This window comes from Nannocystis exedens, assembly GCF_002343915.1.
In the GTDB taxonomy this organism is placed as follows: Bacteria; Myxococcota_A; Polyangia; order Nannocystales; family Nannocystaceae; genus Nannocystis; species Nannocystis exedens.
In genome coordinates this window covers 8,855,001-8,879,025 of record NZ_NETK01000001.1, presented here as the reverse complement: position 1 = coordinate 8,879,025, position 24,025 = coordinate 8,855,001, and the positions used below count along the sequence as shown (strand labels likewise).

Here is a 24,025-nt window from a genome sequence, read left to right as displayed (position 1 = left end):
CATGCCGCTGTCCGCTCGTGGAGAGTGACATCAATGAACAATAAGACATGTCTTAAAAAACATTCGTACATTCGCGCTCGGCCGGACCGCGCCGCCGCACGCGCGTCGGCGTCGGCGCGCTGCATGCCGGGGCCCTGGCCCGGCCCCGGCCCCTTGCCTCGCGCTCACTCGGCGACGGGCGGGAAGTACAGCGCATGGCTGACGCTGTGGGCCGGGTCCGACACCTGGATCGCCGCGCCTGGCGCGTCGACCTCGACCTGCAGCAACCGCTGCACGATCGTGTCGTCGACCACGCGGCGCACGTTGTAAAACACCCGGCCGCCGTCCTGGCTGAACCGCGGCTGCCACACCCCCTCGTCCGGCTCCAGCGGCGCGCTGAGCTTGACCGGCGCCCCCGGGGCCGCGGCGTCGCCGAGGAACAGCTCGTGCAGCGCCCCCAGCCCCGGCGAGGCGGAGAACAACACCTGCGACCCGTCGGGGCTGAGCCGGACGTCCAGGATCCCGCCCAATTCGGCCGTCTCGGCCAGCATCACGCGGTCGCCGGGCGACTCGAGCGGGACCATCCACACCTGATCGCCGGTCTCGAGGTCGGGCCGGCCGGTGTAGAAGACGACCGACGGATCGGGGCCGACGAGCACGCGGTCGACCGTCCCGTTGGTCGTGATCGGCGCGCTCAGGATCACCGGCGGCGTCGGCGTCGGCCCGCTGACGTCGGCGCCGAACAGCGCATAGGCGTCCTCCACCTGGCCGCCGTGAGCCCCGTAGATGGCGAAGCGGCCGTCGGCGGACCACCGGAACAGTCGATCCGCCACGCGCCCCGGCGCGTCGTGGATCGGCGCGCTGGGGCCCACCTTCGTGCCGTCGATCGCGAACACCGCCAGGTCGCCGTTCGAACCCTTGTCTTCGCTGCTCCACCACAGCATCGCCGACTCGTCCGGGTGGACGGCGACGAGCCCGTCGATCGGCACCACCGTGATCGGCGCCTTCGGCGGGTCGCTCGAGAGGTCGACCGCGCGCACCCCCGGTCGGCTCTGGTCGGGGCCGAACCCATAATAAAGCGTCGCGCCGTCCTGGCTGAACCACAGGGTCTCGACGTCGTCGACGGGCGGCATGTCGCCCGACACCGGCACGGCCACGCCCGCCTCGCCCGGCGCCGTCCCGCCGAGGAACACCTGGTCGAAGCCGTCGCCCTCCGGATCGGCGAAGTACGCCACGCGCGTGTCGTCCGGCGAGAACGCGAAGAAGATCCGGTGAATCCCGCCCGGCTGCACCGGGACGCCCCAGCGCTCCGGCGCGCAGGTCCCGTCGGGCTCGATCGTACACAGGAAGAACTGCGACCCGTCGGGATCCTCGCTCCGCAGCGCCAGTCGGGTCTCGTCGTGCGAGAATTGGGGAAAGAACAGGGCGGAGATGCCCGGCGGCAGCGCGACGCGCTTCGGCACCCCCGGCAGCGGCCCGGACATGTCGACGAGCCACGCCTCCAGTCCCAGCTGCGGATGGACCAGGTGGTAGTAGAGCCAGCGCCCGGACGGCGAGGTCCACGCCACCGGCCCCGCCCCCCAGCCCTCCGCCAGCGGCTCGTTGACGCGAATCGGCGCGCCGGGGGTCTCGCCGGTACAGTCGACGAAGAACAGCTCGCGGGGCGGTGGCGAGGTCACATACACCACGCGCGCCCCGGGCAGCGCCGGCTCGCCGGTGGTCGTGCCCTCGGTGGTCGTGCCCTCGGTGGTCGTCCCGTCGCTCGTCGTCGGCGGCGCGGTCGTCGTGCCCGTCGGCGGCGCCGCGGTCTCCGACCCGCTCGTCGTGGCGGGCGGCTCCGTCGTCGCCGCGGTGTCGGTGGTCTCGGTGGTACCGCCCGTGCCGCCCGGGCACGCCGCGCAAGCCAGGATGAGAAGAGCGCCCCAAGTTCGCATGCCGTCACGGTAGCCGGGTCCGCGGGCCCGCGCACGGACCGTCCCGCCCGCGATCGCCGGCAAACCGAGTAGCGGCGCAGCGGCGCCCGTCAGGTCGGACCGACGTCCGAGGAGGTCGTCCGGCCGATCGAGCGCGGCGCGGCATCCTCGTCGCGCGCGCCGGCGCACGCGAGCGGTGGCCACCTGACCACATGTCCGTTCGGTCATGTCCCTCTGCGAGGCGACCCGCTCCTGGCTCTCGCCACATATCGCCGCGCGCGCCGCGGTCCGCCGGCCAGGTACACCCAATGTTTCTTCGGACATGCCCCCAAAGACACTCGTCGAGCCCCGGCGTCGGCCCGGCGGCGCCCTCGATCGCGCGCATTTCAAACATGCCCCGAAGGACATGTCACGCGAACGCTCGCGGCGGGCGAACCCGCTCGCGCGCGCCCGCGACGTCTCGGCCTCGCGCGCCCCGAGTCCGGGCGGGGGCCGTTGCCGGCAGGGGCGAACGGTTGTATCCGTAGGCGGATGCCGACCGACGATCCTCGCGCGCCGGTGCCCGCCGACGTGGCGGCGACCCTCACCTGCGCCGAGCCGCAGGCGGGGCGGGCCAGCGTGCGGCGCTTCGGCCTCACCGTGGTCGAGGGTCCGGCCACCGGGGCCACCTGGCAGTCCGCCACCGATCGCTGCTCGATCGGCTCGCACCGCAGCAACCACTGCATCGTCGACGATCCGACGGTCTCGCGGTTCCACTGCGAGATCGCGGTCGACGAGGCCGGCGCCCGCGTGCGCGACCTGAAGAGCCGCAACGGCACCGTGCTCGACGGCGTCAGCGTGCTCGAGGCCTTCCTGCGCGCCGGCAGCCTGCTGCGCCTCGGCAAGACGGTGATCCGCTTCGACCTCGGGGCCGAGGTCAACCGCCTGCCGCTGGCCAGCGAGCCGCGCTTCGGCTCGCTCACCGGCGTCTCGGCGCCGATGCGGGCGACCTTCGCCCTGCTCGCGCGCGCGGCCGAGAGCAGCGCCACGGTGCTGCTCGAGGGCGAGACCGGCACCGGCAAGAGCCAGGCCGCGCGCTCGGTCCACCGCGAGGGCGCGCGCGCCGACGGTCCGTTCGTCGTCGTCGACTGCGGGGCGATCCACGGCAACCTGCTCGAGAGCGAGCTGTTCGGCCACGAGAAAGGCGCCTTCACCGGCGCCACCGAGCGGCGGATCGGCGCCTTCGAGGAGGCCTCGGGCGGCACCCTCTTCCTCGACGAGATCGGCGAGCTCCCGCTCGACCTCCAGCCCAAGCTGCTGCGCGCGCTCGAGGCCCGCGAGGTCCGGCGCGTCGGCTCCAACACGCACCGGCCGGTCGACGTGCGCCTCATCGCCGCCACCAACCGCGACCTGCGGACCGAGGTCAACCTCGGCAAGTTCCGCGCTGACCTCTACTTCCGCCTCGCGGTCGTCACGATCCGCATGCCGCCGCTGCGCCAGCGGCCCGAGGACATCCCGGCGCTGGTCGACGAGATCCTCGCCTCGCTGCACGCCTCGCCGGCGCAGGTCGAGCCGCTGCGCGACCCCGCGTTCTTGGCCCGGCTGCGCCACGCGGTGTGGGCCGGCAACGTCCGCGAGCTCCGCAACTACCTCGAGCGCTGCGTCGTCCTCGGCCCCGGCCAGCCCGAGCCCGAGGGCGGCGAGGCCGGCGGCGACGGCTTCGTCGTCGACCCCGCCGCGCCCTACGCCGCCGAGCGGGTGCGGGCCCTCGCCGACTTCGAGCGGCGCTACTTCGCCGGGCTGCTCCGCCTGCACGACGGCAAGGTCGCGCGGGCGGCCGACGCCGCCGGCATCGATCGCGCCTACCTCTACCGCCTGCTGCGACGCCACCGCATCGAGCCGTAGATGGATCGCGACCGCGACGACACGGACTTCGGCCGCGCGACCGCGCCGCTGACCCAGCCGGAGCACGCCGCCGCGGCCGCGACGGAGCTGTCGCTCGGGCCAGGCAGCTGGCTCAAGCACTACGAGATCATCCGCGAGCTCGGCCGCGGCGGGATGGGCCGGGTGTTCTTGGCCCGCGACACCCGCCTGGCCCGCCTGTGCGCGATCAAGCTGCTGCACGCCTACGGCGGCGAGCGGGCCGCGCGGTTCCTCGCCGAGGCGCGGGCGACCGCTCGCTGCCGCCACGAGCACATCGTCGGCATCTACGAGGTCGACGAGGTCCGCGGCTGCCCGTACATGGTCCTCGAGTACCTCGACGGCCGCACCTTGCGGGCCTGGCTCGACGAGCGCGAGCCGCTGTCCCCGCGGCAGGCCGCCGAGCGCATGCTGCCGGTCGTGCGCGCCCTCGAGTGCGCCCACGCGATGGGCATCGTCCACCGCGACCTCAAGCCGGAGAACGTGCTCGTCACCGACGCCGGCCAGGTCAAGGTGCTCGACTTCGGGGTCGCCAAGCGGCTGGCCGGCGATCCTGCGAGCTGGCGGGTGACCGACGGCGCCGGCCATCCCGGCGACGGCCACACCCTGGGCGGCGATCGCGTCGGCACGCCCGCGTACATGTCGCCCGAGCAGTGGCTGGGCGAGGCCGTCGACGCCCGCACCGACGTCTGGGCCGCGGGCGTCGTCCTCCACGAGCTGCTCACCGGCGTCCACCCGCTCGCGCCCGTCGGCCCGGCGCGGCTGGCCGGCGTGCGCGACCTGGCCGCGCCGATGCCGAGCCTCGCCGCCGCCCGCCCCGACCTCGGCCCGATCGCCGACCTCGTCGACGCCTGCCTGATCAAGGACCGCGAGCGCCGCCTCGCCTCTGCCGCCCTGCTGGTGCGCCGCCTCGAGGCCCTCGTCGCCGACGACGCCCCCTCCGACCTCGACGCCGCCCCGTTCGCCGGCCTGGCCGCCTTCCAGGAGGCCGCCGCCGCCCGCTTCTTCGGCCGCGAGCGCGACACCGCGGCCGTCCTCGCCCGCCTGCGCCAGCAGCAGCTCGTCGTCATCGCCGGCCCGTCCGGCGCCGGCAAGTCGTCCCTCGTGCGCGCCGGCCTGATCCCCGCCCTCAAGCGCTCCGGCGGCCGCTGGGACGCCCTCGTCCTCCGCCCCGGCCGCCGCCCCCTGGCCGCCCTCGCCGACGTGCTCGCCCAGTTCCAGCCCGGCCCGGGACCGTCGACGCCCGGGCCGCCGGCCGCCGCCCCCCCGAGGGCCCGCGCCCGCGCGAACGCGCCCCCGCGCCCCACGTCGCCGCCCCGCCGCCGCGCGAACGCGCCCCGCGCCTCACGCCGACGCCCTCGCCACCCTGCTCCCCGACCGCCCCGCCGCCGCGCACCCCCGAGAACTCGCCCCCGCGCCCCACGCCCCCGCCCCGCACCCGCGCGAACTCGCCCCCGCGCCCCGCACCGGCACCACGCCCCTGCGCGAACTCGCCCCCGCGCCCCGAGCCGACCCCTCGCCTCCGACTGCCCGCCTCCCCGCATCCGAGGCCGGCGCCACACTCCCGCGGGAACGGACCGCCGGGCCCGACGCCGGCGCCCCGCACGAGCGCGTCCTCGCGGCCCCGCTCGACGCCGGCGCCCCGCCGCCACCGTCCCACGCCCCGCGCCCCACGCCGACGCCCTCGCCGCCCTGCTCCCCGAGCGGCCCGGCCACGCCGGCGCCCTCCTGCGCGCGCACTGTCGCGCCGGCGGGTGCCACCTCCTCCTGTTCGTCGACCAGTTCGAGGAGCTCTACACCCTCGGCGCCGCCGCCGACGAGCGGGCCACCTTCCTCGCCTGCCTCGAGAGCGCCGCCGACGACGCCGCCTCTCCGGTGCGGGTCGTCCTGGCCGTCCGCTCCGACTTCCTCGACCGCGTCGCCGAGGACCGCCGCTTCACCAGCGAGGTCACCCGCGGGCTCGTCCTCCTCCCGCCGCTCGGGCCGGGCGCCCTGCGCGACGCCCTCGTGCGCCCGGTCGAGGCGGCCGGCTACCGCTTCGAGGGCGACGACCTGGTCGACGAGATGCTCGCCGCCCTCGCCAGCACTCGCTGTCCGCTGCCGCTGCTGCAGTTCACGGCCGCCCGGCTGTGGGACACGCGCGACCCCGCGCGCCGGCTGCTCACCCGCGCCAGCTACCGCGCCCTCGGCGGGGTCGCCGGCGCGCTCTCGACCCACGCCGACGCCGTCCTCGCCACCCTCTCGCCGCGCGAGCAGCAGCTCGCCCGCGCGATCCTGCTCCGCCTGGTCACCCCGGAGCGCACCCGCGCGGTCTTCAGCCTTTCCGAGCTGCGCGCCCTCGCGCCGGGCAGCGACGCCGCCGTCCAGGTCGTACAGCACCTCGCGGCCGCGCGCCTCCTCCTGATCGCCGCCGGCGACGAGCGCGACGGCGGGGCCGTCGAGCTGGTCCACGAGTCGCTGATCGAGCGCTGGGCCCGGCTGCGCCAGTGGCTCGACGAGAGCCGGCAGGACGCCCGGTTCGTGGCTCGCCTGCGCGCCGCCGCCCAGCAGTGGCGCGCCAGCGGCCGCGCCGAGGGCACCCTGTGGCGCGAGCACGCCGCCGAGGAGGCCCGCGTGTGGCTCGACCGCCGCCGCCGCACCCCCGAGGCCGCCGCCCGCCTGCCGCTCGGCCCTGACGAGGAGCAGTACCTCGCCGCCGTCGTCGCCCGCCTCGGGCGCGCCGAGGCCCGCCGCCGGCGTCGCCTGCTCGCCGTCATCGCCGCGCTCGTCGCCATCGCCGGCGTCGTCTCCTGGCTGGCCCTGCGCGCCCGCGCCGAGGCCCTGCGCGCCCGCGACGAGGCCCTGCGCGCCGAGGCTCAGGCCGCCCGCGCCGACGTCGAGGCCCGCCAGGCCCGCAACGCCACCCGCATGGCCGCCGCCCGCGAGCTCGAGCTCCGCGACCCGACCACCGCCCTCGCCCTCGTCCGCGAGCTCGAGCCGCCCGACCTCCCGCGCGAGTGGGCCGACCTGGCCCTGCGGGCCCGCGACGGCGGCCTCTACACCGCGATCCTGCCCCACCCCGTCCGCGTCGAGCACGCCGCCTTCGCCCCCGACGAGCGCAGCGTCGTCACCGCCGCCGGGGACCACCTCGTCCGCCTCTGGCAGGGCGACGCCGACCCCCGCGTCTTCGCCGGCCACACCGGCAAGGTCTGCACCGCCGCCTTCAGCCCCGACGGTCGCGCCATCGTCAGCGCCTCCGCCGACCGCACCGTGCGCGTGTGGTCCCTCGACGGCGGCGACCCGCGGGTGCTCCGCGGCCACGACGGCGGGGTCACGTCGGCCGTCTTCAGCCCCGACGGCCGGCGGATCGTCAGCGCCTCCGCCGATCACACCGTGCGCGTGTGGCCCGTCGACGGCGGCGACCCGCTGATCCTGCGCGGCCACGAGAATGCCGTCCTCTTCGCCGCGTGGAGCCCCGACGGCCGGCGGATCGCCAGCACCGGCTACGACCGTACGACCCGCGTCTGGTCGGCCGAGCGCGGCGAGCTCCTGGCCACATTCGCCGAGGACACCGACTGCTATTCCGTCGACTGGAGCCCCGACGGCGCCCGGCTCGTCGTCGGCTGCAATGACGACACCGCGCGGATCTGGAATGTCGACAGTCCCGCCGGTCCGCCGCGGCTCCTCGTCGGCCACGAGGGCCCGGTGATGGCGGTCGCGTGGCGCGGCGACGGGCGGCGCGTGCTCACCGGCTCGTACGACGCCACGATCCGCGTGTGGCCGGCCGACGACGACGGCCCGCCGCAGGTGCTGCGCGGCCACGAGGGCGCCGTCCACTCGCTCGCGTGGAGCCGCGACGGCCGGCGGATCCTCGCCGGCTCATGGGACCGCAGCGCCCGCGTGTGGCGTCCCGAGGGCCGACCGCCGCCGCGGGCCGTCCACGCGCCGGGGCAGATCATGCACGCCGCGGCGTTCGGCCCCGACGGCCGGATCGCGTTCGCCGAGAACGACCGCGTGCGCGTGTGGGATCCCGCCGGCGAGGCCCCCGAGGTGGTCCTGCGCGGCCACGCCGGCCCGATCTACGGCCTCGCCTGGAGCCCCGGCGGCGGGCGGCTCGCCACCGCCTCGACCGACGCCACGGCGCGGGTCTGGCACCTGGACGGGCGCGCGCCGCAGGTGCTGCGGGGCCACGGCGACTGGCTCGGCGGCGTCGGCTGGAGCCCCGACGGCCGGCGCCTCGCCACCGCCTCGGGCGACCGCACCGCGCGGATCTGGGACCTCGCCGGCGGCCGCGAGCTCGCGGTCCTGAGCCACGACGAGGCCGTCAACACGGCCGCGTGGAGCCCCGACGGCGCCCGGCTCCTCACCGCCTCGCTCGACAAGACCGCGCGCGTGTGGGGCAGCCGGCGCGGCGACCTGCAGGCCGTATTGCGCGGCCACCACGAGTCGGTGATGTCGGCCGCGTGGAGCCCCGACGGTCGGCGGGTCCTCACCACCTCCGAGGACATGACCGCGCGGATCTGGGACCCCGACGCCGCCGCCGAGCTCGCCGTCCTGCGCGGTCACGTCGGCGGCGTCCCCCACGGCGCGTGGAGCCCCGACGGCCGCTGGATCGCCACCGCCTCCAAGGACCGGACCGTGCGCGTCTGGCCGGCCGACGGCGCCGGGGACCCGCTGGTCCTGCGCGGCCACGACGCCACCGTCTACACCGCCCACTGGGCTCCGGACGGCCGGCGGATCGTCAGCGCCTCGCAGGACGGCAGCGTGCGCGTGTGGACCGACCTCGAGACGCTCACCGGCGTCGACGACCCCAAGCTGTGGAGCGCCACCCGCCACTGCGTCGACGTCGAGCGGCGGGTCGCCCTGCTCAACGTCTCCGCGGCCGCGGCCGCGGCTGCCCGCGCGGCTTGCTCGGAGCGCGTCGCCCTCGCCGGCCCGGCGCTGTAGCTCTGCTCGCCGATCGGTTGCGCTCATGACACGTGATGCGGGCTCGCGACCGCCGGCGCCTCGCGGAGCACCCCATCGATCGTCGCTCGAGTTCGTCCATGGCATGACGACCCGCCCCCACACGCTGCCGGCCGTCTCCACGCCTGAGCCTGCCATATGTCCCAAAGGACATTGATGACACCGGCCGGGGTTTTTCCGGCCCGGCCTTCTGGCGCAGCTTGCGCCCGAGCGCCCCGAGCACGCGCGTCGCGGATGGGCGGGCGTCCTCCGGCGAACGGCCATCCCCCTCGCCGCGCGACCCTTGCCGGGCCCGCCGACCCGTCGCAAGAGGCCCCCGAGGTCACCATGCGTACGCTCTCGACTCGACCCACGCCCCTCACGCTGGCCTGCTTGCTCGTCACGGCGCTGTTCACCGGCTGCACCAAGCGTGGCTCGCAGGACCCTGCCGACCCCGAGCAGGCGCCCGGCCCGGCCGAACAGAAGATCGCCGGCGCCACCCTGTTCGAGAAGCACTGCGCGAAGTGCCACGGCGCGCTCGGCAAGGGCAAGGACGGCGTACCCGCGGTGGTCGGCGAGGAGGCGCTGGCCCGCTTCGCCACCGCGCAGGAGGTGTTCGAATTCATCCGCAAGGAGATGCCGCAGGACAAGCCCGGCAGCCTCGCGGAGGGCGAGTATTGGGCCATCGTCGCGTTCGACCTCAAGGCCAACGGCATCGACGCCGACGAGACGGTCGGCCCGCAGAACGCGTCCACCTTCATGCTCCACGCCGAGGGCGACAAGGCCGACGACAAGCAGGACGCCGCCGAGGGCGACCGCACCGACGACCGGGTCTCCCCGGACGTGAACGAGTAGGCGCGGGCGCCCCGCAAACGCCCGCGCCCGCGTGCCCCCGAGGGCGCACGCGGGCGCGAGGACTCGCGGCGCGGCGCGGCGGTCGAGCCGACCGTCCGCGCCGCGGCGACGGTGCGGTTCACATCGGCGGCATGACGCCGCAGTCGTCGACCTCGCTCGGGACGCAGCCCTCGCAGTCCCAGCGGAAGTTGTCGAGCAGCGCGGTGCTCGTGTAGTACGGGTCGCCCATGTCGGTGATGAAGAAGCCGATCGTGATCTCGGCGCCGGGCTGGACGCCGCCCTTGGCGGTGAACCAGTCGGAGCACGCGTGCTGCTCGAAGCCGGTGCCCTGCAGCTGCGGCTCGGCGTAGGTGTAGCCCGGGCCGTCGTAGTACGGGTCGAGCGCGGTGATCGTCAGCGGCAGCCCCTTGGTCGGGTCGTTCGGGTCGGGGATGAACGTGACGTTGCCGGTGTACGGCTCGACCGGCGGGTTGGCCATGGGGTTGGCCGGCGTGGGGTCGACCTGCCAGGCGACCAGCAGGTCGTTGAACGCGGTGTCGACGAAGGTCGGCCACTCGCCCGAGCAGAACACGAAGTCGAACGTGTAGCCGTAGGTGCCCGCCGGGACCGTGGTCTTGAAGGTGAACCACAGCTTGTCGTTCGGGTCGGCGTCGGCGATCTCGAACCACTGGTACTGCAGGGTGTCGGAGCAGTCGTTGACGCCGTCGCAGCCCTTGAACGGGGTGCCGCCGTTGCCGCCGTTGCTGCCGTTCTGCGGCACCATCGGCGCGGGCATCGACTCGGGCTGGTCGGGGTTGGCGTTGCTGCCGACGAAGCCGGACTGCGAGTTCGGCGGCTGGGTGACGATGCCGTTGCCGTTCGGCGCCGAGATCGTGCCGGTGCTGATGATCAGCATGGTGTCGCCTTCACGCGGGCTGTAGAGCAGCTTGTTCGGCGTGTTGGCGTCCATGTCGTGATCGTACGTGTAGGAGCCGAAGCCCTTGGCGATCTGCCACGACGCGTTGTCGGTCGCGTTGAAGCTCCAGTCCGTGATCTGGATCGAGTTGGCGGGGTTGTCGTTGCAGATGCCGATCGCCTTGTGCACCTGGGTCTTGTCGGCCTTGTCGGCGAGGTTCAGCGCGTCGTCGCAGACGGCGTACTCGGCCGGGGCGTTGCACGTCGCCGGCACGAAGACCGTGCAGTCGTTCTTGCAGAAGTCGCCGGGGCCGCCGTTGACGTCGTTGCCGTCGTCGCACTGCTCGGTGCCCTCCTTGACCCCGTTGCCGCACTCGGGCGGCGTCGGCGTGCAGTCCGGCTCGCAGCCGTCGCCCGGGTCCTGGTTGCCGTCGTCGCACTGCTCGGGCTCCTGCACGGTGCCGTCGCCGCACACCGGGGCAGGCGTGGCGATCTGACAGTCGGCGCTGCACTCGTCGCCGTCGTCGGTGTTGCCGTCGTCGCACACCTCGCCCTGCTCGACCTCGCCGTTGCCGCACACCGGCGTGGGCACGCAGCTCGGCTCACAGCCGTCGCCCTCGACGTCGTTGCCGTCGTCGCACGCCTCGCCGCCCTCGACCTCGCCGTTGCCGCACACCGGGTCCGGCGTGCCGGTCGTGTCCGGGAGGGTGGTGCCGTCGGTGTCGGTCACGCCCGCGGTGGTGGAATCGGTGGTCCCCGCGGTGGTGGTGTCGCCCGAGTCCGAGTCGGTGCCGCCCGGATCGGTGGTGGTCGGCGCGGTCTCCGACGTCGGCGGGGTCTGGGTCGTCGTCGGCGTCCCGCTGTCGTCCGTGGTCGCGTCGGAGGTCTGCCCGCCGTCGGTGATGGTGGCAGTCACGTTGCTGCCGTCGTCGCCGCACGCCGCGAGCAGCAATGTGGTCAGTCCAATGCTCAGGTGTCGAGTCGTCATTCGGCTGTTCCTCATGGGTAATCCTTTGGGTCCGACGATCGCGCGATGGCCGCGATCGCGCATGCAACCCCCACGGTACCGCACAGGATCTGCGGGGTCGGCCGCCCCCGAGAGACGAGACTCACGGCGCCCATCGAGGTCACGATGTGCGCGGATCCACGTGACAAGGATGCCAGCGGTCGACGGATTTCGGGCCTGCTGGCCGCGATTCCCCTCACATGTCGCGCACGAGGCATTCGCCTGTTGACCTCGATTCAACGTCATCATGGAAACCCTGATAAAATAACCGGTGCCGGGCCGGAAACGCCGTCCGGCATTTTTAAGTGAGAAAATGCCGGCCCTCGGCCGAATCGCGCGATCCCCGTCGGGTCGACCGCGAACGCGGCGCGAAAGCGAGCAACCGGCGGCGCGGCGAACGCCGCGCCGCCGATGCCGTCACCCGTCGGGTGCCATCATGCCGGGCGTCGCGTGCCGGCATTCCCTGGCGTCATTCGTCGATTCAAAGCGAGCGCGTCGAATCGCCTGAATCACCACGAGCGTGATCCGGCACCTCGTCTCCACGCGGCAGCGGGCCCCGTGGCGGGCCCGCCTCGGGCGGACGCGATTCATGCACACCTGTCCGATAAGACAGGTGTGTCGAGAACGCGATGACGAGCGCCGCTCGCGTCAGCGGCCTGCCGGCGATCGGCCTACGGCTTCTGGCACAGGTTCCACTCGGAGTTGACGCACAGCTGGCCGCCGTTCATGCCGGCGTTGGTCGCCTGCACGTCCTGGCACACCCAGTCGGTGCCGTCGATGCAGGCCTCGCCGACCTGCTTGTTGCCGCTCGAGCAGGCCGCGATGCAGATGCACTCGCCGGTGCCGAACTTGATGAACGTGCCGTCGGCGCAGTTCTTGGGCACGTCCGGGTCGTCGCAGGCCTGGCCGAGGTTGGGGTCGCCGGAGAACGGCACCGAGCCGAGGGAGAAGTCGCCGTAGCAGGTCTCGCCGCCGGTCGTGGTCGGCGTGCTGGCGTTGGTGTCGCTGGTGTCGTTGGTGTCCCCGCTGGTGTCGCCGCTCGGATCGCTGGTGGGGCTGCCGCCCGGGTTCCCGCTGGTGTCGCCGCCGGCCTCGCTCTCCTCGGTGGTACCGGTGGTCGAGTCGTCCGGTTCGCCACAGGCGGGCGCGAGGAGCAGCGCGGCGAGGGTCGTGGTGCGGAGGACAATGGAGCTGTAGATCGTGGGCATTGGGTCGGTCTCGCTACCGAGATGCCGGCCGAACTTCGCTGTCGCAGCGGTCGCGACGATCAGGCGTTGCGCCACCTCACATCTCCGACGCGCGTCGACGCGCCGTCCGGCGTGCATGACAGCGACAGCGTGAACCGGATCGAAGAATCGACGCGGTCAGCGTGCGGGGACACGGACCGCAGCGCGGCGGGGGCCGGCGCCGCCTCGGCGAGCGGTGCTACCGTGAAACCGCCCCGACGCGGGCGTGCCCTACGTCCGGAGCGAGGACGCCGGACTGGGTTGACGCGAGCTCGCCCGTCCGCCCGCGACGTGCATGACGGCGGCGGCGAAACCGGAACGAAGAATCGTCGCGGGGCATCGTGCGAATTGCCGATCGCAAAATATCGCAGCAGCGCGCCTTCGGCCATTCGCCCGTGATATGGTCAATGTCGCCTGAATCAATCGGGCGCGTGACAACCCCACCGATAGGAAGAATGGACCATGAGCACCATCATCTCGCGTGACATCGTCGCCCACGACCTCCGCAGCGCGCTGCACGGCAAGCTCGACCCGGCGAAGCTGGACGAGGCGTGCCGGAAGATCTGCGCCACCTCGACCTCGTACTCGGCCAACGGCAGCGTGGCGAGCTTCATCTTCTACCTGCAGTTCCAGGTCAATATCACCACCTCGGGCGGCAAGTCGTTCAACGGCAAGGCCGGCGGCGCCAGCACCCCCGGCGGCGGCGCCCTGTACGGCGACGTCTACACCGACAACCTCGACTTGCTGTACCGCGCGACCCACAGCTTCCAGTTCACCGGGACCCCGGTCTACTTCAGCCTGGTGTTCTTCGACGGCAGCAGCAACGTCCTCGGCACCTTCCAGTCCGGCGCGGTCTCCATCGTCAGCGGGATCGGCGGCGGCACCGGCTCCTGGTCGTAGCACGAGCGCCTGGCGTACGCGCCGTCTCCGGTCGCCCGGGCCCCTCTCGGTGCCCGCGGCGATCGGTCGGCTCGGCGCGCGCGATCGATACGAGTTCAAATCGAGGGCACCGTGGCGTCGAGCCGCGGCGTCTCTCTTCAAGGATGAGTTTACAAGGAGACAAGCTCATGAGCACCACCCTCTCGCGCGAGTTCGTCGCGCAGGACCTTCGCCGCGCGCTGCAGGACAAGCTCGACCCGGCGCAGCTCGACGCGGTATGCCGGCTGACCGGCGAGACCTCCCGCGGGTACCCGGCCAGCGGCCAGGCCGCCCCCTGTATCTGCGTACACATCGACATGCCCGGCGGCAGGACATTCCGCGCCGGGCCCTACCCGTGCGAACCCATTGGCCAGCCGTCCGACGGCGAGGTCTCCACCGACGACCTCGCGCTGCTGTACGAGGCCACCCGGAGCTGCCAGTTCGTCTCGACGCCGGTCTACCTCAGCATCCAGTTCTTCGACGGCAGCGGCAACGTCCTGGGCACCTTCCAGGGCGCCCCCGCGTCCGGACCCGCCGGCATCGGCGGGGGCGTGGGGTCCTGGTCTTAGCCCGTCGCGCCCCGCCGTCACAGGAACCGCGCGAACTCGGTGGTCCGCGTACACGCCTCCTCGGCCATCCAGTCGGGCAGGCGCAGCGAGACGAAGCAATTGTCCTTGCTGCGGAAGCGAAAGTCGCCGCGGGGGTTGCCGCGGACCGCGATGCCCTCGACGACGTCGTCCGCGGCGTTGAACACCGGCGATCCGGAGTTGATCTCGTAGGCGTCGAGGTCGGCGTCGAAGTACGACGGCGCGGAGTTGGCGTAGACCCGCGCCCCGCCGACGTACTTCTCGGGCAGCCCGCAGGGGTACCCCAGCATGTACAGCCGCGCGCGGTCGGCCACCTGGCCGTGGTGGCGGACCGCGGCGATCGGTCGCCCGCGGGCGGGCCGATCCAGCTGGATCAGACCCCAATCGGGCCCTTGCGTCGTCCACTCGCGGAGGAGGACGCGGCGCGGGAAATAGACGTCGTCGGCGTCGATCACGGTGCGCGCGCGCCCGGGGTCCAGCATCTGAAAGCCGAACACGAATGCGGTCAACGGTTCGCGGCCGGGCCCCCACAGGTGTGACTCGACCGCGAGGTGACCGGCGGTCGCCAGCACGTCCTCGGCGACCAGGAACCCGGTCCCGACGGCCACCGTCGGCTGGCGATAGAACCGCTCCCACGGGCACAACGGCAGGCTCGGGCCGTACTCCTGGGTGGCGAGCACGAAGCGCGGGCCCCGGCGGGTCATCGCCGCCAGCGGCACGAACGCGGCCGCGGTCGCGGCCGCTCGCAGGTGGGCCGGCGAGCTCAGGGTATAGATGTCGCGCCGATTGTCACGACCGTAGATCGTGGAGGCCCCCCCGCCGTCGCCCTCGCCGCGGAACTCGAGCCGGCGCGCGAGCGCCAGCACCTGCGCGTCGTCGGCCCCGGCGAGCGCCTCGCGGGTGGCGGGGTCCGGCGGAGGGAGCCCCTGGCCGTCCTCGGGCCGGCGCGAGCGCTGGCGGGCGTCGAGCTCACGCACGAGCTCCTCATAGGATAGGGCGGCCAGATGCGAGGTAGCATTCATCGAGGTCCTCCCGGCACGCGCCGAAGCGAACGTGCGCAGAGCTCTTTTTTACGGTGTGCCGGATCACGACCGGACGACCTGTTCGCGGAGCGCCTCGGCCCACGCGTCGATATGCGACAGGGTGGTCGACACCAGCGCCGGATCGGTCTCGACCTCGCGGATCGCCTGCTCGAGCTGCCGTTTGGCGGACCGGATCCGACCGCGCGCCGTCTCCTCCGAGACCTGCAGAAAGCGGCCCAATTCGAGGCCGGTGAACCTCTCCCAGTAGTAGAGCTCGAGCACGATCTGCGAGGCGAGCGGGATCTTGCGCAGCGCTCGCAGGAGGACGTTTTCCTCCGCCCGCGCGGCCAGCCACGTACTCGGACCCGGCGTCAGGTCGGCGACGCTCAGGGCCTCGATGTCGAGCGGCTCGCGGCCGCGGTGGCGGTCGCGGAAGTGTTCGCGCAGCACGTTGCGCGCCACCGAGAACAGGTACGCCCGGAACGAGGCGTCGGGATGGAAGCGTTCGCGACCGGCGACGCAGGCCATGAAGGTGCGCTGGACCAGGTCTTCGGCGTCGTCGCCGGTCTTGTTGCGAAAGAAGCGATACATCGCCGCGAAGTGGCGGCCGAACAGGACGTTGCCCGCCGCCCGATCGCCGGCGCGCCAGGCCTCGAGGAGTTCGCTATCGCGCGGCGTCGACACGCGGCAGTTTTACCACAAGACATCCCCCCGCGAGCCGAATCGGTGTACGCTGGACCCGCGCCCGGCGCTGCCGCGAGCGCGGAGGTACCATGGCTGATGATTGTCCGACGACGCCCTATCCGACCGCGTCGGCCACGCTCTACTACAACGCCGAGGGGCTGACATACACCGGCACGGGCACGAGCGGCACATACGTGTGCGAGGCCGAGTTTACGGCCAATGGCACGCCCGTGCAGATCTTCCTCCATCCGCGCACGACGGACGTGCTCCCGCTCGACGAATCGCTGGTCACGGTGCGGCGGAGCCCTGGCACCCCGACCAATGAATGGGCCCCCGCCGTCGGGTTCGACGTCACGCTCACCTTCCCCGTGCCGAGCAGCCCGTCCTCCCAGCCGTACTCCTGGGAGTTCATCGGCACCACCCAGCCGACGCCGCTCAAGCTCAAGGTCAAGGTCAAGCCGCCGCCGCCGTGAACGCGCTCGCCTCCAGCCCGCATTCGACTGCCATCGGCGACGATCCGCGGGACATCGCCGGCGATCTCGCCGCCGAGGCCGTGCGTCGACGGCTCCAGGCGCAGCTGTTCGGCGTGGCCGCGGACCCGGTGTTCCTCGGCCGCTTCCGCGTCGTCCGGCTGCTGGGCCAGGGCGGCATGGGTCGCGTCTACGCGGCGGAGGACGACCAGCTCGAGCGCCTCGTCGCCGTCAAGGTCATCCGCCCCGACGGCGCCGCACGGGCCGCCGGAGAGCGCGACCGCCTGCTGCGAGAGGCCCGCGCGCTGGCCCGCCTGTCGCACCCCAACGTCGTCCAGGTCTACGAGGTCGGCGAGCACGAGCAGGACATCTTCATCGCCATGGAGCACGTCTCGGGGCTGACCGTCGACCGCTGGCTCGCGGCCGGGCCGCGCACGCTCGCCGAGGTGCTCGACGTCTTCATCGCCGCCGGTCGCGGGCTGGCCGCGGCGCACGGGGCGAACATCACTCATCGCGACTTCAAGCCCAACAACGTGATCGTCGGCGACGACGGTCGCGTCCGGATCCTCGACTTCGGCCTCGCGCGGCCCGTCGGCGACACCGCCGCGACGCACCCGTCGCCCGGCGCCGCCACCAGCGCCGCCGCCGGTACGCCCGCGTACATGTCCCCCGAACAGCGCGCCGGCCGGGCCGACGCGCGCAGCGATCAGTTCTCGTTCTGCGTCGCTCTGGCCGAGGCGGTCGACCGCCGCGCGCCGCCTGGTCCGGCGCCGAAGTGGCTGCGGCGCGCGCTCGGTCGCGGGACGGCGGCCGATCCGGAGCGCCGATTCGCGACCATGGAGCCGCTGCTCGCGGCCCTCGCCCGCGGCCGCGACCGCCCGCGTCGTCGCCTCCGCGCCGCGCTCGGCTGCACGGCGATCGCCGCGGCCGTCGGCGCCGGCGCGCTCGTATCGGCCCCGTCGCCGCCGTGCGCCGACCTGGGCGCGCCGCTCGTCGAGCTCTGGTCACATGACCGGAAGGACAGGATCGAGCGCACGCTCGCCGGCCTGCCCGGGGCCGACTCGCCCGCGCAGGCGCGGCGGGTCCTCGCCGACCTCGACGACTGGGCCCGCCGCTGGCACCTCGCGCGCGTCGACGCCTGCGCGGCCACGCGGGTGCGCGGCGAGCAGTCCGAGCAATTGCTCGACCGCAGCGCGGCCTGCCTCGACCGCGGCCTGCAGCGCTTCGCCGAGCTGACCGCCCTGCTCACCCGACCCGACCCGGCCCGCCTCGCCGCCGCGCCGGAGCTGCTCGCCGCGCTGCCTGACCCGGCCGCCTGTCGGGACCGGCAGGCGCTGGCCCGCGACGCGCACGCGGCCGCGGTCGGACCGCGGGTCGCCGGGCTGCGACGCGGACTCGACGTCGCCCACTTCCTGCAGCTCGCGCGCCGCGGACCCGCGGCGCTGGCCGAGGCACGACATGTCCTCGAGGACAGCCTCGCGGCCGACGAGCCCGCGCTCGCGGCCGAGGCGCAGCTCCGCGTCGGCGTGATCCACAGCCGGCTGTTCCACGACCCCGAGCGCGCCGCGGCGGCCCTGCACGACGCCCACGCCCGCGCGGTCGCTGCCGACCGACACGACCTGATGTGGGCGATCTGGAACGAGCTCGCGCGCGTCGACGCGTTCGACCGCGAAGACCCGGCCCGCGCCCGCCTGTGGCTGACCAACGCCCGCAGCGCTCGCGCCGACGCCGGACCCGACGCGCGCATCGACGCCGACCTGCTCGAGACCGAGGCCCTCGTCGCGCTCGCCGAATCGGACCCCCCGACGGCCATCGCCCGCGCCCGCGACGCGATCGCGCTGCGCCACTCCGACGACCCGGAGCGCCTGTTCTCCCGCATGCTGCTCGGCAACGCGATCGCCGAGGCCGGCCGCCTCGACGAAGCCGCCGCGCTGCTCGGCGCCTGCGTCGACGAGGCGCGCGTCGAACGGGGCCGCGACAGCCCGGCAGCGGCGTGGCTCGAGCACAGCCTCGCGCGCGTCCAGCTCGCCCGCGGGCGGTCCGCCGAGGCGACCTCGCTGCTGCAGCACGCCCGCGAGGTCTTGCTCGCCATCGACGGCCCGGCCGGCTTTCGCGTCGCCACCATCGACCTCGCCCTCGCGCGCGCCGCCGCGGCCGCCCGCGACTTCGAGGCCGCGATCGTGTCCGCCGAAGCGGCGCTCGTCGGGCTCGAGGCCGCCTTCGGCCCGGCGTACTCGGATCGGCTCACCGCGCTCGCCGAGCTGGCCGAGCTCTACCGGCTGACCGGGCGCCATGCCGACGCGCTGGCGGTGAACCGCCGCCTGCTGGCCCTCGCCGACGCGTACGGCCTCGACCTCGACCTCCCGGCGCTGCTCGTCAACATCGGCGACTACCTGTGCCTGCTCGACCGCTGCGGCGAAGCCCTGCCGTACTACGCGCGCCTGGCCGCGACGCTCGCCGAGCACGCGCCCGACGATCCCGGCCTCGTCGCCTATTCGCTGCAGGGCATCGCCCGGGCCCACCTCGCCGCCGGGGCGCCGTCGCAGGCGCTCCCGCTGCTCGAGGAGGCCCACCGCAAGCTGCGGGCGCACCCCGAAACGTCGCCGGCCATCGCCGCACAGACCGCTCGCCTGCTCGCGCAGTGTCTGCGGTCCCTCGGCCGCGAGCCCCGGCGGATCCGCGCGCTCGAAGCCGAGGCCCGCGCGCTCGAGCCGCGATAGGTCGAGCATCGCGGGCCGACACGGAGGCTGGCGGCGAGCACCGGACGGGTCGCACGGCGACCTCGTCGCTCGCGATTCCCCGAGGCGATGCATTCCCCGGACGCCGGCCGGCTGTCCGCGCTCAGCCCCGCTGCATCTGCGGCCGCGGTGCGTCGGGGCGCCGCACCCCGGTTCGTCCCCTGGCCGCCGTGCTAGCGTTCCTCGCGTATGAGCGACTCAACCAGCAAACACTGTGTCCGCTGCGCGCGCGACGTCGCGGTCGAGTATCAGAACTCCGCGACCGCGCGCCGCTGGTGGCGGCTCTACTTCCTGATCCCGATATTCTTGCTGCCGGCCTCGCCGATCCTCGCCTCCGATTATGTCATCTGCCTGCCGCTGATGATGTCGTACATGGTCGGGATGGGCCCGGTGCTGGCGATCGTCCGCGAAGCGCCGACCTGCGCCGAGTGTGGCGCGCTGATCCTCGCCGAGGAACAAGGCCGCGCCGCCGCGCGTACACGCGCGACATGCGTGCCCTGATCTTCGCCCTGACGCTGGTCGCCTGCAGCGGCGACCACGACTCGCGCCCCTCGACCGCCCCCGAACCATCGCGGGCGCCGATCGCCCTGACCTACCTCGGCGTCGCCGGCTGGCAGCTCGACGCCGGCCCGACCACCATCCTCGTCGACCCGTACTTCTCGCGGCCCGACCTCGACGGCCCGATCGTGCCCGACCCGGCCGCCATCGCCGCCCACGCCCCCGCGCGCGCCGACGCGATCGTCATCGGCCACTCGCACGTCGACCACGTCCTCGACGCCCCGGCGGTCGCCGCCGCCACCGGCGCGCAGCTGATCGGCAGCGAGAGCACCGCCCGCCTCGCCCGCGCCAGCGGCCTGCCGGCGGGCAAGATCGTCGCCGTCCGCGGCCGCGAGCGGATCGCCGGCGACGGCTGGTCGGTGCAGGTCCTGCCGAGCCTCCACTCGAAGATCGGCGACCACCTCCTCGGCGGTGAGATCGCCGCCGAGCCGCAGCTGCCGATGCGCTTCGACGATTACGCCGAGGGCGGCACCTTCGCCTATCTCGTCGAGGTCGCCGGCCGGCGCGTGCTGTTCCTCGGCACCGCCAACTTCATCGAGGCCGAGCTCACCGGCCTGCGCCCCGACATCGCCGTGATCGCCACCGGCCTGCGCGAAAAGGTCGACGACTACACCTGCCGCCTCATGCGCGCGCTCGGCCGGCCGCCGCTCGTCTACACCAACCACTTCGACGACTGGCGGGCCCCGCCCGTCGACGCGCCCGTCAGCGACGACCTGCAGGCCTTCGTCGCCGAGGTGAAGCGATGCGCCCCCGCGACCCGAGTCGTGATTCCGCGCCACTTCGACCGCATGGAGCTGCCGTGAGCCCGGCGAACCATGCCCGACGACCGCGCGCTCGAGCTCGCCGAACGAGCGCGGTGAAGCACGCTGCCGCGATTTCACTGCCTGTCCTCGAGGACATCTCGGGACTCACCGCCCGGCGCGGCCGCTACAGCCCGCGCACGAAGCGATCGATCCGCCCCAGCGCCGCCTCCAGTTCGTCCTCGTCCTTCACCGTCGTGAAGCGCACATACCCCGCCGACCGCGGCCCGAACGCGCTCCCCGGGACCGCCGCGACCTGCTCCTCGCGCAGCAATCGCCGGCAGAACTCGTCCCCGTCGAGCCCCGTCTCGCGCACGTCGACCCAGGCGTAGAACCCGGCCTCGACCGGCTCCACGCGCAGCCCCGGGAGCCCCGCCAGGTCGCGCGTGAAGCCGGCGACGCGGCGCTCCCACGCCGCCCACAGCTCCGTCATCCGCGCCTCGCCGGCGGCCTCCAGCGCCGCGCTCGCCGCGTGCTGCGCGATCGAGCTCGCGCAGGTCGAGAGGTGCTGCTGCGCCTTCACCATCCGCGCGACGAGCCCCCGCGGCCCGTACGCGTAGCCGATCCGCCAGCCGCCCATCGCGTGGCTCTTGGTCAAGCTCATCAGCCCGATCGTCCGCTCGCGCAGGTCCGGGAGCGACGCGATCGGGGTGTGCCGGCGCCCGCCCCACGTCACCGACTCGTAGACCTCGTCGACGATCACGATCCAGTCATGTCTCCGGGCCAGCCGCGCCAGCGGCTCGAGATCCGCGAGCGTGTGGACCACCCCCGCGGGATTGTGCGGACTGCAGACGATCACCGCCCGCGTCTTCGGCCCGACCGCCGCCGCCAGCGCCTCCGGCTTCATGCACCAGCGCCGGGCCGGATCGGCCGCCACGCGCACCGGCGTCCCGCCGAGCAGCGAGATCGTCGGCGCGTAGCTGACGAAGCACGGGTCCTCGACGATCACCTCCGCGCCGCGCTCCATCACCGCCAGCAACGCGAGCATCAGACCTTGCTTGCAGCCCGCGGTGGCCATCACCTCCGAGGCCGGGTCGACGCGCAGGCCGTGGACCCGCAAGAGCCGCTCCGCGATCACGTGCAGGTACGACGGCACCCCGCGCGCCGGCGCCTGGTGCGTGTGACCGGCGAGCATCGCCGCGACGGCCGCCTCGACGATGAACGAGGGCGTCGGCTCGGGGGCGCGCCCGGCCGACAGATCGATCACCGGCTCGCCGTCGGCGCGCCGGGCCGCCGCCGCGTCGGCGATCGCCACCGTCGCCGAGGCCTCGACCGCGTCGATCGCCTTCATCGCCGGCCCCGCTCCTCGCGCCCGTCCAGGTGCGCGTACGCCCGCTCGAGCAGCAGCGCGTGGTAATGCGAATGATTCGCCGCCGTCGGCGGCAGGCGCTCGGCGACCTGCGCCGGGTTGCCCTCGAGGATCTCCCCGTTCGGGCGGATCGTGTGCCCGATCGACCACATGAATTCGACCAGCGGCCGCTCGGTGCCGGGCATCTTCAGCACCTCCGACCACTCCCACGTGTTGCTGAAGCCGCCCGTCGGCATGCCGATCGTGTGGCCCAATTCGTTGTCGATGATCGTGGCCGCGAACTGGTCGAGGTGAGAGCCGCCGCCCGGGCCGAAGAAGCACACCAGCGGGCCCGAGAAGTGGACCGGCGCCGGCCTCACCACCCCGTCCGAGTCGGCCGGCAGGTGCGCCAGCTTGAACGGCACCGCCTCGCTGAAGCTGCGCCCGGCCTTCAGCGCCGGGATCACCGAGCCCTCGAGCCACGCCAGCAGCCGGGCCCCGCCGTCGTCGCTCTCGAACACCCCGGCGTCGCTCGGCCCGCCGGCCACGATCTCCGCCCGCTTCCGGTCGACGAACGGCACCACCACGTCGCTCAGGCGGATGTTGCCGCGCGTGGTCTTGAACGGCCGGCCCGTCATTCGCTGGAGCGCGTACACCCCGAGCGACCCGCCGCGCGAGCCGGTCGCGTCGACGATCAGCGCGTGCGCGAGCAGCCGCTCCTTCTCCGCGTATGCCATCAATCGCTCGACGTCGGCCACCAGCGTGCGGCGGAACCCGAGCCAGCGGAGCAGCACCGCCTTGCGCCCGTCGGTCGGCCGGAACAGCTCGTACGTCTCGGTCGCGAACTCGAGCGTCATGCCCGGGTACACCGGCCGCTGCGGCCCCGCCCAGCGGACCTGCTCCGGCGGCAGCCACGGCAGCGTCACCGCGTACGTCGAGCCGTCGTCGGCCTGCAATTCGTAAGTCACTCGCTCGCCGAAGCGGTCGGGCGGGAGCAGCCCGCTGCGCACGCCGAGCTGGGCCGCCAGGTGCCACCAGAAGTTCTCGCGGGTCGAATAGGGGTAGTACGGCTCGACCGCGGCCACGTACTCGGCGAACGGCCGCCCGTCGACCCCCACCACCCGGTCGCCGCGCCGCGGCACCCGCGAATACTCGCCCGCCGCGAAGAACGACTCGTCGAGGTCGGCCACGAACACCGCGTACTCGGATTGACCGTAGTCGGCGGCGAAGCGCAGCGGCGCCTCGGCCCGCTCGTTCCAGCCCGGCACCACCAGGCCGCCGTCGACCGGCCGGACCTTGAGGTGGCGATCCTTGCGCGCGTTGCTGATCTTGACCAGCGCGTAGAACAGCTCGACGTCGGTCTTCGCCGCCAGCAGCTCCGGCGCGAACGCCTCCATGCCGGCGCGCACGTCGAGCGCGAGCCGCTGGTTCTTGACCGGCGAGAACGCCTCGCGCCGCGCCGTCTTGTCCCAGATCTCCGCGAACAGGCGCGCCCGCTGCTCCGCCGTCCCGAGCGGCCCCCCCGCGGCCGCGCGCTCGCTCGCGGGCGCTGAAGCGGTCGGGGTCACCGTCGCGGTCCTCTCGGGCTTGCACGCCGGCGCGACGAGGCCGAGGACGACCGCCGCGATCGCGGTAAATCGTGTCATGGCGAGTACGATGATAGGCGCAGCGAGCCGACGTCGGCACGCGCGCGCGACAACCGCCATTCGTTCTTCGGGCCGCAATGCGAGCACCCGGCGCCCGCGCCGCCGCGATTCGCCCCCACACGAGCAATGTGGCGAGTACGGCGCCGCTCTCCGGCGCCGACGCCGCGAAATTCTCCCGCCCCTTCGATGGGATCTCCACACCTGCTCGTCCCACTCCTCGATCTCGTCGCGGGGTGCGCTGGGGACGGGACGCCCAGCGCTCCCATCATCGATCCTCGGTTCGGCTCGAACGCGACAGCCGAGGCCGCGATGGCGCTCGGGCATTCATGCACGTGCATCGAGCGCGACCCGGGGCGGCACCCTGACGGTGCACTCCGAGCCGCGTGGCTCCACGGAGAAATCGCAGCATGACGAGGAGATGCCCGAGCCGAAGCCCGAGCCGCAGCCGGACGACACGGGCGCATTCATCGTCGGCAGCACCGTCGTCGGCACGCTCGGCGCCCTCGCCGTGTCCGTGTGCGTCGGCGCCGGGGCGTGGCGCCCGCGCGGACCCCGGCGGAGGTCGCCGGGGCGTCCGCCTGGGGCTAGCACACTGCTGCGCCTGCTCCTGGTGGCCCGC

At 73.7% G+C, this 24,025-nt stretch carries 16 protein-coding genes; 9 read left to right on the top strand and 7 right to left on the bottom strand.

Annotated features, from left to right (window positions below):
* Positions 1-164 precede the first annotated feature (164 nt).
* Positions 165-1,913: a TolB-like translocation protein gene (locus NAEX_RS34825; protein ID WP_096331786.1), complete on the bottom strand. Its 1,749-nt coding sequence runs from the start codon at positions 1,911-1,913 to the stop codon at positions 165-167.
* Between the two features lie 510 nt (positions 1,914-2,423).
* Here NAEX_RS34825 and NAEX_RS34820 point away from each other — a divergent pair.
* From NAEX_RS34820 to NAEX_RS34810, 3 genes are all read left to right on the top strand, one after another.
* Positions 2,424-3,776, top strand: a complete 1,353-nt coding sequence (locus tag NAEX_RS34820; protein WP_096331785.1) for a sigma 54-interacting transcriptional regulator — start codon at positions 2,424-2,426, stop codon at positions 3,774-3,776.
* Positions 3,777-8,717, top strand: a complete 4,941-nt coding sequence (locus NAEX_RS34815) for a serine/threonine-protein kinase (RefSeq protein ID WP_096331784.1) — start codon at positions 3,777-3,779, stop codon at positions 8,715-8,717. It begins immediately after the preceding gene.
* Positions 8,718-9,062: 345 nt separating this feature from the next.
* Positions 9,063-9,569 carry a c-type cytochrome gene (locus tag NAEX_RS34810; RefSeq protein ID WP_170136252.1) on the top strand — a complete coding sequence of 169 codons (507 nt, stop codon included), beginning with the start codon at positions 9,063-9,065 and terminating at the stop codon, positions 9,567-9,569.
* 118 nt (positions 9,570-9,687) lie between these two features.
* Here the strand turns inward: NAEX_RS34810 and NAEX_RS53290 are convergent, their stop codons facing one another.
* Both NAEX_RS53290 and NAEX_RS34800 read right to left on the bottom strand, forming a co-directional pair.
* Positions 9,688-11,451 carry a DUF4215 domain-containing protein gene (locus NAEX_RS53290; protein WP_143141286.1) on the bottom strand — a complete coding sequence of 588 codons (1,764 nt, stop codon included), beginning with the start codon at positions 11,449-11,451 and terminating at the stop codon, positions 9,688-9,690.
* A 689-nt stretch (positions 11,452-12,140) separates the two neighbouring features.
* On the bottom strand, positions 12,141-12,677 hold the full coding sequence (locus NAEX_RS34800) for a hypothetical protein (protein ID WP_143141287.1): 537 nt from the start codon (positions 12,675-12,677) through the stop codon (positions 12,141-12,143).
* A 480-nt stretch (positions 12,678-13,157) separates the two neighbouring features.
* Here NAEX_RS34800 and NAEX_RS34795 point away from each other — a divergent pair, with 480 nt between their 5' ends.
* The gene (locus NAEX_RS34795; protein ID WP_096331781.1) at positions 13,158-13,595 is read left to right on the top strand and encodes a VapA/VapB family virulence-associated protein; all 438 of its coding nucleotides are present in this window, start codon (positions 13,158-13,160) and stop codon (positions 13,593-13,595) included.
* Between the two features lie 167 nt (positions 13,596-13,762).
* The gene (locus NAEX_RS34790; RefSeq protein ID WP_170136251.1) at positions 13,763-14,182 is read left to right on the top strand and encodes a VapA/VapB family virulence-associated protein; all 420 of its coding nucleotides are present in this window, start codon (positions 13,763-13,765) and stop codon (positions 14,180-14,182) included.
* Between the two features lie 17 nt (positions 14,183-14,199).
* Here the strand turns inward: NAEX_RS34790 and NAEX_RS34785 are convergent, their stop codons facing one another.
* Entirely contained in the window at positions 14,200-15,177 is a 978-nt protein-coding gene (locus tag NAEX_RS34785; RefSeq protein WP_096331779.1) for a trypsin-like serine peptidase, read from the bottom strand.
* Positions 15,178-15,285: 108 nt separating this feature from the next.
* On the bottom strand, positions 15,286-15,906 hold the full coding sequence (locus NAEX_RS34780; protein ID WP_143141288.1) for an RNA polymerase sigma factor: 621 nt from the start codon (positions 15,904-15,906) through the stop codon (positions 15,286-15,288).
* A gap of 89 nt (positions 15,907-15,995) precedes the next feature.
* On the opposite strand from NAEX_RS34780, the gene NAEX_RS51180 reads away from it, so the two are divergent.
* The 4 genes from NAEX_RS51180 (at position 15,996) to NAEX_RS34765 (ending at position 20,475) form a co-directional block, all read left to right on the top strand.
* Entirely contained in the window at positions 15,996-16,379 is a 384-nt protein-coding gene (locus tag NAEX_RS51180; protein WP_170136250.1) for a hypothetical protein, read from the top strand.
* Complete coding sequence (locus NAEX_RS34775) at positions 16,376-19,096, top strand: serine/threonine-protein kinase (protein WP_170136249.1); 2,721 nt, start codon at positions 16,376-16,378, stop codon at positions 19,094-19,096. The genes NAEX_RS51180 and NAEX_RS34775 overlap by 4 nt, the downstream gene beginning before the upstream one ends.
* A 207-nt stretch (positions 19,097-19,303) precedes the next feature.
* A complete protein-coding gene (locus tag NAEX_RS34770; protein ID WP_096331777.1) occupies positions 19,304-19,615 on the top strand; it encodes a hypothetical protein in 312 nt (103 codons plus the stop codon).
* A complete protein-coding gene (locus NAEX_RS34765; RefSeq protein WP_096331776.1) occupies positions 19,603-20,475 on the top strand; it encodes an MBL fold metallo-hydrolase in 873 nt (290 codons plus the stop codon). Before NAEX_RS34770 ends, NAEX_RS34765 begins: the two co-directional genes overlap by 13 nt.
* 124 nt (positions 20,476-20,599) lie before the next feature.
* Here the strand turns inward: NAEX_RS34765 and NAEX_RS34760 are convergent, their stop codons facing one another.
* Together NAEX_RS34760 and NAEX_RS34755 are read right to left on the bottom strand one after the other, a co-directional pair.
* Complete coding sequence (locus tag NAEX_RS34760) at positions 20,600-21,763, bottom strand: pyridoxal phosphate-dependent aminotransferase (RefSeq protein ID WP_096331775.1); 1,164 nt, start codon at positions 21,761-21,763, stop codon at positions 20,600-20,602.
* Entirely contained in the window at positions 21,760-23,406 is a 1,647-nt protein-coding gene (locus tag NAEX_RS34755; protein ID WP_096331774.1) for a hypothetical protein, read from the bottom strand. Before NAEX_RS34755 ends, NAEX_RS34760 begins: the two co-directional genes overlap by 4 nt.
* Between the last annotated feature and the right edge of the window lie 619 nt (positions 23,407-24,025).

Bases quoted from the DNA above. Each gene is read 5' to 3' on its own strand.
- NAEX_RS34810 (WP_170136252.1), top strand. From the start codon at position 9,063: ATGCGTACGCTCTCGACTCGACCCACGCCCCTCACGCTGGCCTGCTTG.
- NAEX_RS34790 (WP_170136251.1), top strand. From the start codon at position 13,763: ATGAGCACCACCCTCTCGCGCGAGTTCGTCGCGCAGGACCTTCGCCGC.
- NAEX_RS34760 (WP_096331775.1), bottom strand. From the start codon at position 21,763: ATGAAGGCGATCGACGCGGTCGAGGCCTCGGCGACGGTGGCGATCGCC.
- NAEX_RS34825 (WP_096331786.1), bottom strand. From the start codon at position 1,913: ATGCGAACTTGGGGCGCTCTTCTCATCCTGGCTTGCGCGGCGTGCCCG.
- NAEX_RS51180 (WP_170136250.1), top strand. From the start codon at position 15,996: ATGGCTGATGATTGTCCGACGACGCCCTATCCGACCGCGTCGGCCACG.
- NAEX_RS34765 (WP_096331776.1), top strand. From the start codon at position 19,603: ATGCGTGCCCTGATCTTCGCCCTGACGCTGGTCGCCTGCAGCGGCGAC.
- NAEX_RS34755 (WP_096331774.1), bottom strand. From the start codon at position 23,406: ATGACACGATTTACCGCGATCGCGGCGGTCGTCCTCGGCCTCGTCGCG.
- NAEX_RS34820 (WP_096331785.1), top strand. From the start codon at position 2,424: ATGCCGACCGACGATCCTCGCGCGCCGGTGCCCGCCGACGTGGCGGCG.
- NAEX_RS34800 (WP_143141287.1), bottom strand. From the start codon at position 12,677: ATGCCCACGATCTACAGCTCCATTGTCCTCCGCACCACGACCCTCGCC.
- NAEX_RS34795 (WP_096331781.1), top strand. From the start codon at position 13,158: ATGAGCACCATCATCTCGCGTGACATCGTCGCCCACGACCTCCGCAGC.
- NAEX_RS34815 (WP_096331784.1), top strand. From the start codon at position 3,777: ATGGATCGCGACCGCGACGACACGGACTTCGGCCGCGCGACCGCGCCG.
- NAEX_RS53290 (WP_143141286.1), bottom strand. From the start codon at position 11,451: ATGACGACTCGACACCTGAGCATTGGACTGACCACATTGCTGCTCGCG.
- NAEX_RS34770 (WP_096331777.1), top strand. From the start codon at position 19,304: ATGAGCGACTCAACCAGCAAACACTGTGTCCGCTGCGCGCGCGACGTC.